12 protein-coding genes are annotated in these 15,027 nt (G+C 69.1%); 4 read left to right on the top strand and 8 right to left on the bottom strand.

The window, feature by feature from the left end; all coding sequences use genetic code 11:
* Positions 1 to 128 precede the first annotated feature (128 nt).
* Positions 129 to 911 (bottom strand): SDR family NAD(P)-dependent oxidoreductase, encoded by a 783-nt coding sequence (locus BLQ28_RS28230; protein ID WP_093246642.1) that lies wholly within the window; start codon positions 909 to 911, stop codon positions 129 to 131.
* Between the two features lie 148 nt (positions 912 to 1,059).
* On the opposite strand from BLQ28_RS28230, the gene BLQ28_RS28225 reads away from it, so the two are divergent.
* The 4 genes from BLQ28_RS28225 (at position 1,060) to BLQ28_RS28210 (ending at position 6,284) form a co-directional block, all read left to right on the top strand.
* Positions 1,060 to 3,750, top strand: a complete 2,691-nt coding sequence (locus BLQ28_RS28225; RefSeq protein ID WP_093246641.1) for a winged helix-turn-helix domain-containing protein — start codon at positions 1,060 to 1,062, stop codon at positions 3,748 to 3,750.
* Positions 3,751 to 3,959: 209 nt separating this feature from the next.
* The gene (locus BLQ28_RS28220) at positions 3,960 to 4,763 is read left to right on the top strand and encodes an AP2 domain-containing protein (RefSeq protein ID WP_256327491.1); all 804 of its coding nucleotides are present in this window, start codon (positions 3,960 to 3,962) and stop codon (positions 4,761 to 4,763) included.
* A 209-nt stretch (positions 4,764 to 4,972) separates the two neighbouring features.
* Positions 4,973 to 5,809, top strand: coding sequence for an AP2 domain-containing protein (locus BLQ28_RS28215; protein WP_256327490.1), 837 nt, complete (start codon positions 4,973 to 4,975; stop codon positions 5,807 to 5,809).
* Positions 5,810 to 5,906: 97 nt separating this feature from the next.
* Positions 5,907 to 6,284: a hypothetical protein gene (locus BLQ28_RS28210; RefSeq protein WP_093246639.1), complete on the top strand. Its 378-nt coding sequence runs from the start codon at positions 5,907 to 5,909 to the stop codon at positions 6,282 to 6,284.
* 49 nt (positions 6,285 to 6,333) lie between these two features.
* On the opposite strand, the gene BLQ28_RS28205 is transcribed toward BLQ28_RS28210, so the two are convergent.
* The 7 genes from BLQ28_RS28205 to BLQ28_RS28175 form a co-directional block, all read right to left on the bottom strand.
* Positions 6,334 to 7,485: an acyl-CoA dehydrogenase family protein gene (locus BLQ28_RS28205; RefSeq protein WP_093246638.1), complete on the bottom strand. Its 1,152-nt coding sequence runs from the start codon at positions 7,483 to 7,485 to the stop codon at positions 6,334 to 6,336.
* A gap of 50 nt (positions 7,486 to 7,535) precedes the next feature.
* The gene (locus tag BLQ28_RS28200; RefSeq protein WP_093246637.1) at positions 7,536 to 9,095 is read right to left on the bottom strand and encodes a long-chain-fatty-acid--CoA ligase; all 1,560 of its coding nucleotides are present in this window, start codon (positions 9,093 to 9,095) and stop codon (positions 7,536 to 7,538) included.
* Between the two features lie 41 nt (positions 9,096 to 9,136).
* Positions 9,137 to 10,249, bottom strand: coding sequence for a CaiB/BaiF CoA transferase family protein (locus tag BLQ28_RS28195; RefSeq protein WP_093246636.1), 1,113 nt, complete (start codon positions 10,247 to 10,249; stop codon positions 9,137 to 9,139).
* An 89-nt stretch (positions 10,250 to 10,338) separates the two neighbouring features.
* The gene (locus BLQ28_RS28190) at positions 10,339 to 11,508 is read right to left on the bottom strand and encodes an acyl-CoA dehydrogenase family protein (protein WP_093246635.1); all 1,170 of its coding nucleotides are present in this window, start codon (positions 11,506 to 11,508) and stop codon (positions 10,339 to 10,341) included.
* A gap of 10 nt (positions 11,509 to 11,518) precedes the next feature.
* Complete coding sequence (locus tag BLQ28_RS28185) at positions 11,519 to 12,715, bottom strand: acyl-CoA dehydrogenase family protein (protein WP_093246788.1); 1,197 nt, start codon at positions 12,713 to 12,715, stop codon at positions 11,519 to 11,521.
* Positions 12,716 to 12,799: 84 nt separating this feature from the next.
* Positions 12,800 to 14,029: an aminoglycoside phosphotransferase family protein gene (locus BLQ28_RS28180; protein ID WP_093246634.1), complete on the bottom strand. Its 1,230-nt coding sequence runs from the start codon at positions 14,027 to 14,029 to the stop codon at positions 12,800 to 12,802.
* Between the two features lie 106 nt (positions 14,030 to 14,135).
* Positions 14,136 to 15,005, bottom strand: coding sequence for a UDP-2,3-diacylglucosamine diphosphatase (locus BLQ28_RS28175; protein WP_093246633.1), 870 nt, complete (start codon positions 15,003 to 15,005; stop codon positions 14,136 to 14,138).
* Positions 15,006 to 15,027 lie beyond the last annotated feature (22 nt).

Raw genomic sequence — 15,027 nt, 5'->3', positions numbered from 1 at the left:
ATTCCTTGAAGCTGCGATCCCCCGATCGCTGGGCGATCGTAGTAACAGCCAGGAAGCCGAGGCATCCCATATTCAAGGGACGCCGTCTGTCGTTTCGCGGGCTATGCGCGCCCGCACGCGGCACTCGCTTATCTCGGCGCCATGCGGATCGCGCCGTCGAGCCGCACGCTCTCGCCGTTGAAATAGCCGTTGGTGATCATCAGCTCGGCCAGCGTCGCGTACTCCGCCGGATTGCCCAGCCGCTTGGGGAACGGCACCGACGCGGCCAGCGCCGCCTTCACGTTGTCGGGCGCGCCCTGCAGCAGCGGCGTGTCGAAGATGCCCGGCAGGATGGTGTTGACGCGGATGCCCTCGCCCATCAGGTCGCGCGCAATCGGCAGCGTCATGCCGACGATGCCGGCCTTCGACGCGGTGTAGGCGGCCTGGCCCATCTGCCCGTCCTGCGCCGCCACCGAGGCGGTGTTGACGATGGCGCCGCGCTCGCCGTCCTGCAGCATGTCGAGCGTCAACATGCCGGCCGCCGACTTGGCGATGCAACGGAAGGTGCCGACCAGGTTGATCTGGATGATGCGGTCGAAGTTGGCGAGCGGAAAGTGCTTGATCTCGCCCGTGGCCTTGTCGCGGCTCGCGGTCTTCACCGCGTTGCCGGTGCCGGCGCAGTTGACCAGCACGCGCTCTTGCCCATGCGCGGCGCGGGCCTTGGCAAAGGCCGCATCGACCTGCTCTTCGGAGGTCACGTCGACCTTGCAGAACACGCCGCCGAGTTCCTTGGCCAGCGCTTCGCCCTGTTCCGCGTTGAGGTCGAACAGCGCGACCTTCACGCCGTGGCTGGCCAGGCGGCGCGCGGTGGCGGCGCCCAGGCCCGAAGCGCCGCCCGTGACGACGGCGGCAATGCTGGAATCGAGTTGCATCAGGGGTCCTTGCGGGGTGAGGTTGGCAGTGAAGCGATCGTTTGTCGCCAGCCAGTTTAGGAAGCAGAATCGGCGGCGGCATCGTCGGAAACGACGGAAATCCGGGTCGCTTCGGCCCCTGCGCCGCCCCTGTTCTTTTCCGTTCGCGATGTCGCCTTCCACCGCCAGGATTCTCGAAACCAAGCTCAACCCGCCGGCCTCCACCGCCACGCAGGTGCCGCGCACCGCGATCCGCGAGGAGATCGCCGCGGCGGCCACCGTCAAGCTGGTGCTGGTGCGCGCGCCGGCCGGCTTCGGCAAGACCACGGCGATGGCGCAGATCCGCGAGCGCATGGAGGCGCAGGGCATCGCCACCGCATGGCTCACGCTCGACCGCGCCGACAACGACGTCTCGCGCTTCCTGAACTGCCTGGCCGAAGCCGCGCTGCGCCTGGGCGTGGAAGAGCCGCACCCCAACGGCCCCTTCGACGCGGTGGCGGCGCTGGCCGCGCACGACGCGCCGTTCACCCTCTTTCTGGACGACTTCGAGGTGGTGCAGGAGCCCGCGGTGCTGGGCCTCGTGCGCGAGATCGTCGAGCACCTGCCGCGCCGCGGCCAGATCGTGATCGGCTCGCGCGGCCTGCCCGACCTGGGCATGGGGCGGCTGCGTGCGCGCGGGCAGCTCATCGAGATCGACACCGACCGCCTGCGCTTCAGCCTGGAAGAAACCAGCGCCTTCTTCGGCCTGCGCACGGCCCCGGCCATGCAGGCGCTGCCCGCCGACATGCTGTCGCAACTGCACCGCAAGACCGAAGGCTGGGTGGCCGCCATCTGGCTCGCATCGATGGCGCTGGAGCGGCACGGCACCGAGACCGGTTTTGTCGAGCGCTTCTCGGGCTCCGACCGCGCGGTGGCCGAGTACCTGGCCGAAGACGTGCTCGCGCACCAGCCGAAAGAGATCCGCGACTTTCTGCTGCGCACCAGCATCCTGCGCCAGCTCGATGCCTCGGTGTGCCAGGCGCTGAACCCGCGCATGGACTGCGCCGCCATCCTCGAGCAGCTCGCGGCGTCCAACCTTTTTCTCACGCCCGTGGGTGGCGATGGCGACGCCCTTGCGTGGCGCTATCACAGCCTGTTCGCCGACTTCCTGCGCGCGCAACTGGCGCGCGAGCAGCCCGACGAGATCGAGCGGCTGCACCTTGCGGCCTCGGGCTGGTACGAATCGCACGACCGCCCGGTGCCCGCCATCGACCATGCCATCGAAGGTGGCGACCATCCGTATGCGCTGACCCTGCTCGACAGCTATGCGGCGCAGTTCCTCGAACAGGGCCGCATGCGCATGCTCGCGCGCTGGTTCTCGGCCATTCCCGAACACCAGCTGCGCGAGCACCCCTTCCTGCAGCCCATCGCGCTGTGGGCCACCTGCTTCACGCACGGCCCGTGGGACGCGATGCGCATGCTCGAACAATCGGGCTGCCTCGACAGCCCCATTCCCGAAGTGCGGGCGAGCGCGCACACGCTCGTGCCGCTGCTGCTGGCCATGCAGGACCGGCACGACGAGGCCTACGACATCGGCCGCCAGAGCCTGGCGCGCCTGCCCACCGGCCTGGCCTTTGCCGACAGCGTGCTGCTCAATGCCATGGCCCACATCCTGGCCGTGCGCGGCGACCAGCACGAGGCGCGGCGCATGCTCGAAGCCGCGCGCGAGCAGGGCAACAGCACCTTCAACCGCATGTACACCGAGTCGCTGGCCGGCCTGTTCGACCTGCAGGAAGGCCGGCTGCGGCAGGCCACCGCGCGCCTGCGCATGGCCGTCGATTCGACCCATGCGGTGTCGTACAACCACAGCCACGGCAACGCCTGGGCCGGCGTGCTGTATGCGGGCGCCGTGTACGAGACCCACCAGCTCGTGCAGGCCGAGCACCTGCTGAACGTGTACCTGCCGCTGGCACGCGACGTGGGCCTGCCCGACCACATGATCCTGAGCCACGTGATGCGCTCGCGCATCGCGTTCCATGCCGGTGACATCGACGCGGCCTTCCAGGCGCTGACCGAACTCGAATACCTGGGCCACCACCGGCAACTGCCGCGCGTGGTGGCCAGTGCCAAGCTGGAGCGCTCGCGCATGCTGCTCTTGCAGGGCAACGGCCCCGCGTCGCGCGACGAACTGCTGCGCGCCGACGACCCTGCGCTGTGGCAGCGCGAACGCCGCCAGCGCCTGCCCGCGCATGACCTCGACTACCTGGCGCTGGCCACCGCGCGCTGGGACATCGCGTTCGGCGACCCGCGCGCGGCGCTGGCCGTGCTCGACGCCGAGATCCATGCCGCGCGCGCCTCGGCGCACAACCGCCGCGCACTCAAGCTCAAGGTGCTGCGCGCGATGGCGCTGCAGCGCGCCGGCGACATGGCCGCCGCCATCGAAGAAATCGGCGAGGTGCTGCAGACGGCAAGCCAGGAAGGATTCGTGCGGCTGATCCTCGATGAGGGCTCGGCCGTGGGCACGTTGATCCATCGCTACGCCATCGCGATGCAGGAAGCGCCCGCATCGCGCGGCGGCCCCAACACCGACCCGATCCTGGCGGACTACCTGCAACGGCTGCTGCAACTCATCGGGCCGCTGCCCGCGCCGGCCGATGCCGAAACACCGGCCGGCGACGCCATGAAGGAGCCGCTCACGCGCAAGGAGATCCGCGTGCTGCAGCTGCTGGCCGAGGGGTACTCGAACAACGCGATGGCCGAAAAGCTGTTCGTGTCCGACAGCACGGTGCGCACGCACCTGCGCAACATCAACATGAAGCTGGACGCGAAGAGCCGGACGCAGGCGGTGGCGATCGCGCGAAAGCTGGGCGTGATCCGCTAGCTGGCGGCTGGCCAAGGGCCGTCCGCCCTTCACGACTACGGATTCCGGTGATACCGCCGCCCCTGCGCAATCCCTAGCATTCCCCGGAAGGCCCACCCCTTTCCTCCGCAACGGCATTCCCGCGCGGCAAGGGAAGGGTTCGGCCGTGAACCCGGACATCGCTCCGGTCAGTTGTCCACGTCGAGAGCGCAGCAAGGCCCGAAGCCACCATGCCCAGAGGAATCCCCAACCCGGCCGCCATGTACGGCATCTCTCCGCGCGCCTGGGGTTTCGAGGTGTCGATCGTGCGCAACGGCACGCGCTACTACAAGCAGTTCGGGCGGGCCAGCTACGGCAGCGTCGAGCAGGCGCTGCTCCAGGCGCAGGACTGGCGCGACGAAGTCGTGCGCAGCGTGCCGCCGCTGCCGCGCCGCACGCGGGCCGAAAAGCTCCGCGCCAACAACACGACCGGCGTGTCGGGCGTCTTCTGCCAGGTAAGCGCCGGTGGCAAGGTCCGGGCATGGGTGGCCAAGACCTACCTCGGGCAAGACGAAATACTTCGCACCGACTTTCCCGTCGGCGCAGCGGGCCAGGCGGCGCAGACGCTGGCCATCGAGGAACGGGCGCGGCAGCTGGAGCGCATGGCGGGCCTGTCCAGGCTGCACCCGGCCGAGGAGGCGATCCGCACCGGCCCCGCGGTGCACTCCGCCGAGCCACGCTTGCCCAAGCGCTCGAAGTCGGAAATCAGGCGCTGCACCAACTCCAGCGGCGTGAGCGGGGTGCATTTCAAGTCGCCCAACATCGGGCACCCCGGCTACTGGCTCGCCATCACCTACACGGCGGGCAAGGGCAGCGTGAGCAAGGCGTTCTCGATCAAGGAACACGGTGCCGACGAGGCCAAGCGTCTGGCCATCGAGGAGCGCGAACGGCAGCTCGAACAGAAGCTGAGCGCCACCGGCGCACCCACGCCTTCGCCCCGGCAGGAAACCCACCGGCGGCGCACGGGCGCCTCGAAAGCAAGGCAGACCCCGTGAAGCTTCCGGGCCGCGCAGCCACCCCCTTGTGCACGGGCAGCCGCGCGGACCTCCGCCACATTTCCGGTTTGTTCCACACGGGACATCGCGCCGCCGAACTGTCATCCCGCTTCAGCCAAAATACCGGCGAAACACGCGCGCCCATGAGCGCCACGCGGTCCGGGGAGCTCATGAGAAGCAGCAAGGTTGAAAAGTTCAACGCGTCGAGAATGCCTAAAGGAATTCCCAATCCGGCCGCCATGTATGGCATTTACCCCAGGTCCTGGGGCTTCGAGGTTTCACTGGTTCGCAACGGTGTTCGTCACCACAAGTTGTTCGGCAAGGCCAGCTACGGCAGCCTCGAACAGGCACTGCTCCATGCGCAGGACTGGCGCGATTTCATCGTCAGGAGCGTGCCGCCGGTCGCGCGGCGCGCACGGGCCGAAAAGCCCAGGGTCAACAACACCACCGGCATGCCAGGCGTTTTTCATCACCTGGCGCCCAACGGCAAGGTGCGCGGCTGGATGGCCAAGACCTACATCGCGCCCGGCGAGATTCTTCGCACCGACTTTCCGGTCGATGGCCTGGGCGACGCGGCGTACGCGCTGGCCGTCAGGGAACGCGAGCGGCAGCTCAAGCACATGACCGGGCTGGCGCGGCCGCACCCGGCCGAGGAAGCGATCCGCATGGGGCTGTCGGCGCACGCGCACGGCCCGCGCGCGCCCAAGCGCTCCAAGTCCGAGATCACCCGGCGCAACAACACCAGCGGCGTGAGCGGCGTTCATTTCAAGACGCCGCACGCGGCGCATCCGGGCTACTGGCTGGCCATCACGTACACGGCGGGCAAGGGCACCGTGAGCAAGGCGTTCGCGGTGAAGGTGCACGGCCCCGAGACGGCCAAGGGCCTGGCGATCGCCGAGCGCGCCAAGCAGCTCGCGGAAAAGATGGGCGGCGAGGCATCGCCCGCCGCCACCGCCGGCCAGCAGCAGCAACATCAACAGCAACCCACACCTCGACAAGAGAAAAAGCGCGGCCGCATGGCCTCTGGCGCAACACAGGACAACTGATGGATCGACACGAACCCGGCTTCGCAGGCAACGCAGCGAAGCCCGACAGCCCACGCGCACCCGCCACGGCTGCCACCCGACAACCCGCGATCCGCCCATGAAACTCAAGCAACTCCACCACCTGCTGCGGGTCGCTTCGCATCTTCTGGACCAGGCGGCGGCGGATGTCCGCACGGCGGACCTGCCACCGGTTTCGGACAACATCGAAGGCATCGGCCGCGCGCTGATCGAGCTGATCGAAGTGCAGCGGCGCATCTACGCCCTGCAGCCCGAGCTGCAGCCGAAGTCGCTGGCCGCGTCGCCAAGGGAAGAGGACGCCAACCGGCTCTTCACCCAGTTCACCATCGAGGCGCTGGAGCTGGAAGACGCCGGCAACACGGCGGCGGCGCGCGAGAAGTACTCGACCTTCATCGGCCTCTCGCCCTCGTACCCGCACCGCGAGATCGCGCGGGCGGAGCTGCGCCGGCTGTCCTGAACGAGCCGGCGACGGGCGCGGCCTGCGCCGCGCCTTCGTTACTGCTGCTTCACAGCGCCCGCGAGATCACCTCTTTCATGATCTCGTTGGTGCCGCCGTAGATGCGCTGCACGCGCGCGTCGGCGTACATGCGCGCGACCATGTATTCGTTCATGAAGCCGTAGCCGCCGAAGAGCTGCAGGCATTCGTCGATCACGCGGCCCTGCGTCTCGGAGCCCCAGAGCTTGGCCATCGATGCGGTGGCGGTGTCGAGCGTGCCGGCCACCAGGTCTTCGACGCAGCGGTCGATGAAGGCGCGGCCCACCTTGATCTGCGTGGCGATCTCGGCCAGCTTGAACTTGGTGTTCTGGAACTCGGCGATCGGCTTGCCGAAGGCCTTGCGGTCGCGCACGTAGTCGAGCGTGGCCTGGTAGGCGCCTTCCATGGCCGCGAGCGCGCTCACGCCGATGATGGTGCGCTCGTACGGCAGGTCGCTCATGAGCTGGAAGAAGCCCTGCCCCTCTTGCCCGCCCAGCAGCGCATCGGCCGGCACGCGCACGTCGTCGAAGAAAAGCTCGGAGGTGTCCTGCGCCTTCATGCCGATCTTGTCGAGCACGCGGCCCACGCGAAAGCCCTTGCAGCCCTCGGTCTCGACGATGAGGATCGACGTGCCCTTGGCGCCCTGCGCCGGGTCGGTCTTGGCCACCACCAGCACCACGCCGGCCAGGAAGCCGTTGGTGATGAAGGTCTTCGAGCCGTTGATGAGGTAGCCGCCATCGGGTGTTTTCTCGGCGCGCGTGCGCACGCCCTGCAGGTCGGAGCCCGCGCCGGGCTCGGTCATGGCGATGGCGCCGACCAGTTCGCCGCGCGCCATGCGCAGCAGGTAGTGGCGCTTCTGCGCCTCGGTGCCGTGGTTCAAAAAGTAGTGCGCCACGATGGCGTGCACCGACGTCGCCATGCCGCTGAGGGCGCGGCGCGACATCTCCTCGTACACCACGGCCTCGTGGCGGAAATCGCCGCCGGCGCCGCCGTACTCTTCGGGAATGTCGGCGCACAGCAGACCGAGCGCGCCGGCCTTGCGCCAGACCTCGTGGCCCACGTGGCCGCGCTTGCGCGCTTCTTCGTCATGCGGCAGCACTTCGGTTTCGACGAAGCGCGCCACGTTGTCGCGGTACAGATCCAGGTCTTCGTCGCTCCAGGAGCGGCGGAAGTCGATGGGCATGGTGGTTTCCTTGGGTTGTGTTCTTGTTCCGGTGCCGGTGTGTCGGCGCGTCAGCCGACGCGGCGTGCCTTGCCGGCCCAGAAGGGTTCGCGCAATTGAAATTTCTGCAGCTTGCCGGCCGCCGACAGCGGCAGCGCATCGCGAAACTCCACGCTGCGCGGGCATTTGTAGCTCGCGATCTGGTCGCGGCAGTGCGCGATGACGGCCTCGGCATCGAGCGCCATGCCTTCGCGCCGCACGATCACCGCATGCACGCGCTCGCCCCACTTGTCGTCGGGCACGCCGATCACGGCGGACATCAGCACCTGCGGCAGCTGGGCGATGGCGTTCTCGACTTCGGCCGAATACACGTTCTCGCCGCCGCTCACGATCATGTCCTTCATGCGGTCGACCACGAAGACGTAGCCTTCTTCGTCCATGTAGCCGCCGTCGCCGGTGTGCATCCAGCCGCCGCGCAATGCGGCTTCGGTTTCCTTCGGCTTGTTCCAGTAGCCCTTCATGACCATCGGCCCGCGCGCGACGATCTCGCCGACCTGGCCGAAGGGCAGCTCGTTGTCTTCGCCATCGACGATGCGGACTTCGGCGATGGTGATGGGCATGCCGGCCGAGCGCAGCAAACGCTCGCGGTTCGGGCCGGGCTGGTGGCAGTACGGCGGCAGCGCAGTGACTACGGGCGACAGCTCCGTCATGCCGTAGACCTGCGCGAACGCGGTACCCGGAAAGGCGCGCATGGCCTGGTCGAGCAGCGCTGCGTCGATGGGCGCCGCGCCATACGACAGCAGGCGCAGCGCCGACAGGTCGAACTCCGCGAAGCGCGGATGCTCGATCACGCGCTTGATCATGGTCGGCACCAAAAACATTTCGGTGACGCGCGCCGACTGCAGCGTCTGCAGCACCGCCAGCTCGTCGAACATCGGCACCACGTGCACGGGCACCAGACGCAGCAGGCTCTGCAGCGCGATGCCGCAACCGGCCACATGGAACATGGGCGCGGCAACGATGGCCACCGCGTCCTGCGTGTCGCGCGGCAATGCGGCCACCGTGCCCAGCGCGTTGATGCACAGGCTGCCGTGCGAGAGCATCACGCCCTTGGGCTGGCCGGTGGTGCCGCCGGTGTACATCACGGCCGCCAGCTCGTCGCTGCTGTGCGGTGCGTCGTCGACGGGCACGGCATCGGCCAGCAGCGCCTCGTAGCCGACCATGCCTTCGGGCACGGTGCCATCGCCGCAATAGACCACGGTGCGCAGCGAGGCCGAGAGCCTGCGCAGCTCGCCGGCCATCGGCGCGAAGACGTCGTCCACCAGCAGGATGCGGGTGTCGCAGTCGTCCAGCGAGTAGGCGACCTCTTTCGGGTTCCAGCGGATGTTGACGGGGTTGATGACACCGCCGCCCCACCAGGTGCCGAAGAAGTATTCGACGAAGCGGTGCGAGTTGAGGCTCATCATGCCGACGCGGTCGCCCGGCTGCATGCCGAGCTGCCTGAGCACGGCACCGAGCCGCGCCACGCGGTCGGCAAACTCGCCATAGCTCAGCCGCTGCTTGCCGCAGACCACGGCGGTGGCCTTGCCCTTTTCGCGGCGGCCCTTGTGCACGGGTTGGGTGAGGAACATGGGGTTTGCCTCCGCTCTTCTCGTTCGTTCAGCTTGTTCGTTCAGGCAGCGCCCAGGGGCGCGATGGCGTCGGCCGCCACGCCCCAGCGGCGCAGCAGGGCCGGGCCGTCGTCGTGCGCGCGGGCCGGCGGCACCACCGGCGCGGTGCGGCTGAAGCGCGGCGCGGGCGCGGGCTGCACCACGCCGCCCACGTTGGCGAAGGTGCCGCGCGCCACGTTGTGCGGATGCTCGGGCGCTTCGTCCCAATCGAGCACGGGGGCGAAGCAGGCGTCGCTGCCTTCGAGCAGCACGCACCATTCGTCGCGCGTGCGGGTGCGGAACACGTCGGCCATGCGCAGCTTGAGCAGCGGCCAGCGCGCGGCGTCCATCTGCGCGTCGAAGGCCGGGTCGTCGGCGATGCCGCAGCGCTCGCGCATGAGCGCGTAGAACTGCGGCTCGATGGCGCCCACGGCCACGTACTTGCCGTCGGCGCAGGCATAGGTGTCGTAGAAGTGCGCGCCGCCGTCGAGCATGTTCTCGCCGCGCTGGTTGCTCCACTGGCCGGCCGACTTGAAGCCGTACATCATCGAAGACAGCAGCGCCGCGCCGTCGGTCATGGCGGCATCGACCACCTGGCCCTGCCCCGAGCCCTTGGCCTCGTGCAGCGCGGCCAGGATGCCGAAAGCCAGCAGCATCGCGCCGCCGCCGAAGTCGCCCACGTAGTTGAGCGGCGGCACGGGCGGCTCGCCGGAGCGGCCGATGGCATGCAGCGCGCCGCTGATGGCGATGTAGTTGATGTCGTGGCCCGCCGCATGCGCCAGCGGCCCGTGCTGGCCCCAGCCGGTCATGCGGCCGTACACGAGGCGCGGGTTGCGCGCATGGCACTCGGCAGGGCCCAGGCCCAGCCGCTCCATGACGCCGGGGCGAAAGCCTTCGATGAGCACATCGGCCTTGGCGATGGCGTCGAGCACCGATTGCGCCGCGCCCTCCGCACGCAGGTCGACCTGCAGCGTGCTGCGCCCGCGCGCGAGGATGTCGTGCGGCGCGGTGCGCGTGCCGGGGCGCTCGATGCGGATCACCTCCGCGCCCATGTCGGCGAACAGCATCGCGCAGAACGGCCCGGGGCCGATGCCCGCCATCTCGATCACCCGAAGTCCCTGCAATGGACCTGCCATGGTTTGTCTCCTGTTGCGTGGAGCGATCTTGGCGCGGGGGCGATGGCGCTGCATCGTCGAAAGCGACGAATGCGGCGCGCGGGTTGTGGCTACCGCGCGTCGTTCATGTCGTTCGTGGCGCGAAGCCGCGCCACGCGGCGCAGGTGCCACGAAGCCGGGCCGAACTGGCCTTCGATGAGGATGGCGCGGCGCACATAGTGGCCGACCGCCAGCTCTTCGGTCATGCCCATGCCGCCGTGCAGTTGCACCGCGCCCTGGCCCACGGCCTTGCATGCCTTGGCGACGGCCACCTTGGCGGACGACACGGCGCGGGCGCGCTCGTGTGCCGCCGCGGTGTCGATGGTTTCACCCACGCTCGCGGTGAGCGCGGCCGCCTGCTCCAGCGCCATGTGCATGTCGGCAATGCGGTGCTGCAGCACCTGGAAGCTGGAGATCGGCACGCCGAACTGCTTGCGCTGGCGCACGTAGTCGAGCGTGTCGCGCATCAGCCTGCGCATGACGCCGATGGATTCGGCGCAGATGGCGAGCGTGGCTTCGTCGAGCGCCTGCTCGATCTGCGGCAGCGCCGCGCCTTCAATGCCGAGCAAGGCATCGGCGGGCAAGCGCACGTTGTCGAAGGCGATGTCCGCGGCACGACCGCCATCGCGTGTCGGGTAGGCGCGCATGCGCAGGCCCGGCGCGTCCTTCGGCACGACGACCAGCGAAAGGCCATCCGCATCGCGGGGGCCGCCTTTGCTGCGCGCCGTGACGATCAGGTGGCTGGCCCACGGCGCGACCTGCACGACCGCCTTGTGGCCGTCGAGCCGGAAACCATCGCCTTCGCGCACAAGGCGCGCCTGCACATCGGCACGGTCATGGCGGCTTTGCGGCTCGCCGTGCGCAAAGGCCAGCACGGCCTGCCCCGCGACGACGCGCGCGAGCAATGCATCGGCCTGCGCGCCGGGATAACGCTGCAGCAGGCCCGCGCCGATCACAACGGTCGACAGGTACGGCTCGGCCGCAAGCGCGCCGCCCAGCGTTTCCATCAACGCGAGGTGCGCGGCCATGCCGAAACCCATGCCGCCGTGCGATTCAGGCAAGGCCGCGCCCAGCAGGTCCAGCTCGCGCGACAGGCCTTGCCAGAACGGCGGCGGTGCATCGTCGGCGCGGGCCAGTGCATGCAGGCGCTGCTCGAAGCCGTGGTGGTTGTCGAGGTAGCGCGCGAGGCTGTCGCGCAGCATCGCGAGGGTGTCGTCCTGTTCGGTGCTTGTTGTGTTCATGGCGATGGCATCAGCGGGCGAGCAGGTGGGCGGCGACGATGTTGCGCTGCACCTCGTTGGAGCCGGCATAGATGGAGGCGGCGCGGTCGTTGAGGTAGGCCGACATCGAGAACACGGCCTCTTCGGGAATCGGCAGCTCGCCTTGCAGTCCGTCGTCCAGCGGCAGGTTGGCGGCGGCGTAGTGGCCAGCGATTTCGACGCCGAGCTCGGTCAGCCGCTGGCGCAGCTCTGAGCCGAGCACCTTGCCCATCGACGGGCGGATGCCGTGCGGCTCACCGCGTGCCTGCGCGCGCAGCGACTGCAGCTCGGTCGCTTCGAGGGCGTCGATGGCGCAGTCCATCTCGGCCAGGCGCAGGGCCATGTCATCGGCCTCGTCACCGTCGCGGCCGGAAGTCGCGAACGCCGCATCGGCCGCCGCGCTGAGGCGGCGCAGGCGTGCGCGCAGCATGGGCGCCCACGCACCGCCGCGTTCGTGCTGCAGCAGGTATTTGGCGATGGTCCAGCCCTGGTTCTCTTCGCCGATCAGCCCTTCGGCGGGCACGCGCACGTCGTCGAAGAACACCTGGTTGAGTTCGTGGTCGCCCGAGATGCTGATGATCGGCCGGATGGTGATGCCCGGCGCGGGAATGTCGAAGCACAGGAAGCTGATGCCCTGCTGCGGCTTGCCGCCCGAGGTGGTGCGCACCAGGCAGAACATGCGGTTGGCGTACTGCGCGTGCGTGGTCCAGATCTTGGTGCCGTTGATGACGTAGTGGTCGCCATCGCGCACGGCCTTGCATTGCAGCGAGGCGAGGTCGGAGCCCGATTGCGGCTCCGAGTAGCCCTGGCACCAGTAGTCCTCGCCCGAGCGGATGCCGGGCAGCCATGCGCGCTTTTGCGCCTCGGTGCCGAAGGCGATGATGACCGGCGCGACCATGCCAGGGCCCATGGGCGCGCGCGGCGGTGCGTCGGCTGCCGCCAGCTCGCTGGCGAAGAGGTAGTGCTGCATCGGCGTCCAGCCGGTGCCGCCGTGTTCGACGGGCCAGTGCGGCACGCTCCAGCCGCGCCTGGCCAGGATGCGGTGCCAGCGGTTGCCGTATTCGTAGTCGGTGAAGATGCCGGAGCATCGGCGGCCCGCCGCACGCAGCTCGGGCGTCAGTTCGCGCGCGAGAAAGTCGCGCACCTCGTCTCGGAATGCGGTCTCCGCCGCGCTGAGGGTCCAGGCCATGGTGTCGTCCCGTTGGAATGCACCGGACAGTGTGCGCCCGGAACCCGCGCGCGGCATCGTCGGATCGGACGAAGAAGCGCCTGCTCAAGCGCTGGACTGGGCCTCGCTGCGGAGCAGCATGGCCGTCTCTTGCAGCCATTCGACAGGGTCGACGCTGTGATACGGCCACTCCGCCGGCTCGATGCGGTCGAGGAAACGCTGGTAGATCACCGCTTGCCGGGCTGCGGCGACCGGCGCGAGCAAGGCCGCGGCGCGCTCGGGGTCGCTGCCCGGAACAGCCTGCCGCCACTGCTGCAGCCAGTGCGCGCGCACGGTGCCGAGGGCATCGCCCGCCACGCGGCTCAGAAAGGCCGGCTGGTCGAGCAGCGGATGCCCGACACCGCTGTCGCCCCAGTCGAGCAAGGTGATCGCCTGCGGCGTACCGCGCACATTGCCGGGGTGAAAGTCGCCGTGCACCAGCGTGTCGCCAAGGCCGCAGGTGGCGACCTCGGCGAAGCGGCGGGGCAAGTCGCCCAGAAAATCGGCAAGCACCGAGCGGTCCTGCGCAGAGAGCGCACTCGCCGTGCGATCGACCACCGAAGTGATCGCCGCCGTGAGCGCGGGAGCGCGCCAGTCCGGCAACCCGAGCGCAAGCAGTTCATCGCCCCGCCCCAGCCACGCGTGCTGCAGGCCGACCAGCAGCGTCACCATGTCCAGCAGCACGGGCAGCTCGGCCCCGTGCAGGTCTTCCCCCGGGATTTCGGCCAGGAGAATGCGGCCGCCGTCGTGCCCGAGCAAACGCGGCACGGGCTGGTCCGCCAGCCGCGCCAGCAGCCGCCCTTCGTGCGCGAAGAAAGGCGGCACGACCTTCAGCCACACCTGCTGGCCCTCGACCGGAATGCGCCAGAGGCTGGAGAGATTCCAGGTCCGGATCTGGACCGGCGCGCCCACGGGATGCATGCCGTGCCCGGCCAGCACCTTCAGCGCCCATGCCAGGTCGGCGGCCGGGCCACCGGGCCGTGCGTAGGGGTGCCGCAGCGGTTGTTCGTCGAGCGTTCCGTGCCACGGCTCGGCGGGCACCGGCTGCGCGACTTCGGCGAGATAGGTCACCGGCCCGCCATGGGGCCGCTCGCCCTGCGCCGCCAGCAGCCGCAGGATCGTGACTTCGATGCCGTGCCGTTCGCGAACCGCGCTGACGACCGGCTCGGCCTCTTGCCACCAAGGGGTCGAGACGGTGACCGGCGGCAGGCTGCCGACCACAGCGCCGTCGGGCGTCACCAGGACGAGCCGCGCCGTTCGTGGCTTCGGCGTGGGAAGGGGGACAACGGATGTCATGCAAGGCCTTGTGGGGGAAGGCCTGGCGCCAAACAACGTATCGATCTGCGCGGCCTCGGCAGATTATGGTCAGCCTCCGAAGAGGCCGTGGTGGAGCCTTGCCTTGTCAGGCCGCGACCGCTTCGCGCGGCGCCGGCACCTTCGACGGCACCGGCATGTGCTGCGCCCAGTCGATGATCTCCAGCGTGCCGTCCGCATGCTCGGCCAGCGCGGTGAGGCTTTCGACCCAGTCGCCGTCGTTGCAGTAGAGGATGCCGTCGATGTCGCGCATCTCGGCATGGTGGATGTGACCGCAGACCACGCCCTGCGCGCCGCGCTTGCGGGCCTCGCGCGCCACGGCGTTCTCGAAGTCGCCCACGTAGCTCACGGCGCGCTTGACCTTGCCCTTGAGGTATTTGGACAGCGACCAGTACGGCAGCCCCATGCGCGCGCGCAGCGAGTTCAGGTGGCGGTTGAGCTTGAGCGTGAATTCGTAGAGCGAATCGCCCACATAGGCGAGCCACTTGGCGCACTGGATCACGCCGTCGAACAGGTCGCCGTGAATGATCCACAGCTTGCGGCCGTCGGCCGTCTCGTGGATCCATTCCTCGGCCACGTCGATGCCGCCGAAGTTGTGGTGCAGGTACTTGCGCGCGAACTCGTCGTGGTTGCCCGGAATGAAGATCACGCGCGTGCCCTTGCGCGCCTTGCGCAGCAGCTTCTGGATCACGTCGTTGTGTGCCTGCGGCCAGTACCAGTGGCGCTTGAGCTGCCAGCCGTCGATGATGTCGCCGACCAGGAACAGCGTCTCGCACTCGGTGTGCTTGAGGAAGTCGAGCAGCGCGCGGGCCTGGCAGCCGGGCGTGCCCAGGTGCAGGTCGGAGATCCACAGCGTGCGAAAGTGCAGCGGCGGGCGTACGCGGTCTTCGTCCTCCGGGTCGGGGGCCCGGGTCGCGGTGTCGCGCCATGCGCGAAGGAAAGCGTCGTCGCGTTGCATGGACGGGTAGGCTCCCACTGCC

It is taken from the genome of Variovorax sp. EL159, assembly GCF_900100965.1.
Lineage (GTDB): Bacteria > Pseudomonadota > Gammaproteobacteria > Burkholderiales > Burkholderiaceae_C > Variovorax.
Note: the sequence above shows the minus strand (reverse complement) of the source record. Positions and strands in the feature narration are given on the sequence as shown.

Coding starts and splice junctions, on each gene's coding strand:
- BLQ28_RS28230 (WP_093246642.1), bottom strand. CDS start 911: ATGCAACTCGATTCCAGCATTGCCGCCGTCGTCACGGGCGGCGCTTCG.
- BLQ28_RS28225 (WP_093246641.1), top strand. CDS start 1,060: ATGTCGCCTTCCACCGCCAGGATTCTCGAAACCAAGCTCAACCCGCCG.
- BLQ28_RS28220 (WP_256327491.1), top strand. CDS start 3,960: ATGCCCAGAGGAATCCCCAACCCGGCCGCCATGTACGGCATCTCTCCG.
- BLQ28_RS28215 (WP_256327490.1), top strand. CDS start 4,973: ATGCCTAAAGGAATTCCCAATCCGGCCGCCATGTATGGCATTTACCCC.
- BLQ28_RS28210 (WP_093246639.1), top strand. CDS start 5,907: ATGAAACTCAAGCAACTCCACCACCTGCTGCGGGTCGCTTCGCATCTT.
- BLQ28_RS28205 (WP_093246638.1), bottom strand. CDS start 7,485: ATGCCCATCGACTTCCGCCGCTCCTGGAGCGACGAAGACCTGGATCTG.
- BLQ28_RS28200 (WP_093246637.1), bottom strand. CDS start 9,095: ATGTTCCTCACCCAACCCGTGCACAAGGGCCGCCGCGAAAAGGGCAAG.
- BLQ28_RS28195 (WP_093246636.1), bottom strand. CDS start 10,249: ATGGCAGGTCCATTGCAGGGACTTCGGGTGATCGAGATGGCGGGCATC.
- BLQ28_RS28190 (WP_093246635.1), bottom strand. CDS start 11,508: ATGAACACAACAAGCACCGAACAGGACGACACCCTCGCGATGCTGCGC.
- BLQ28_RS28185 (WP_093246788.1), bottom strand. CDS start 12,715: ATGGCCTGGACCCTCAGCGCGGCGGAGACCGCATTCCGAGACGAGGTG.
- BLQ28_RS28180 (WP_093246634.1), bottom strand. CDS start 14,029: ATGACATCCGTTGTCCCCCTTCCCACGCCGAAGCCACGAACGGCGCGG.
- BLQ28_RS28175 (WP_093246633.1), bottom strand. CDS start 15,005: ATGCAACGCGACGACGCTTTCCTTCGCGCATGGCGCGACACCGCGACC.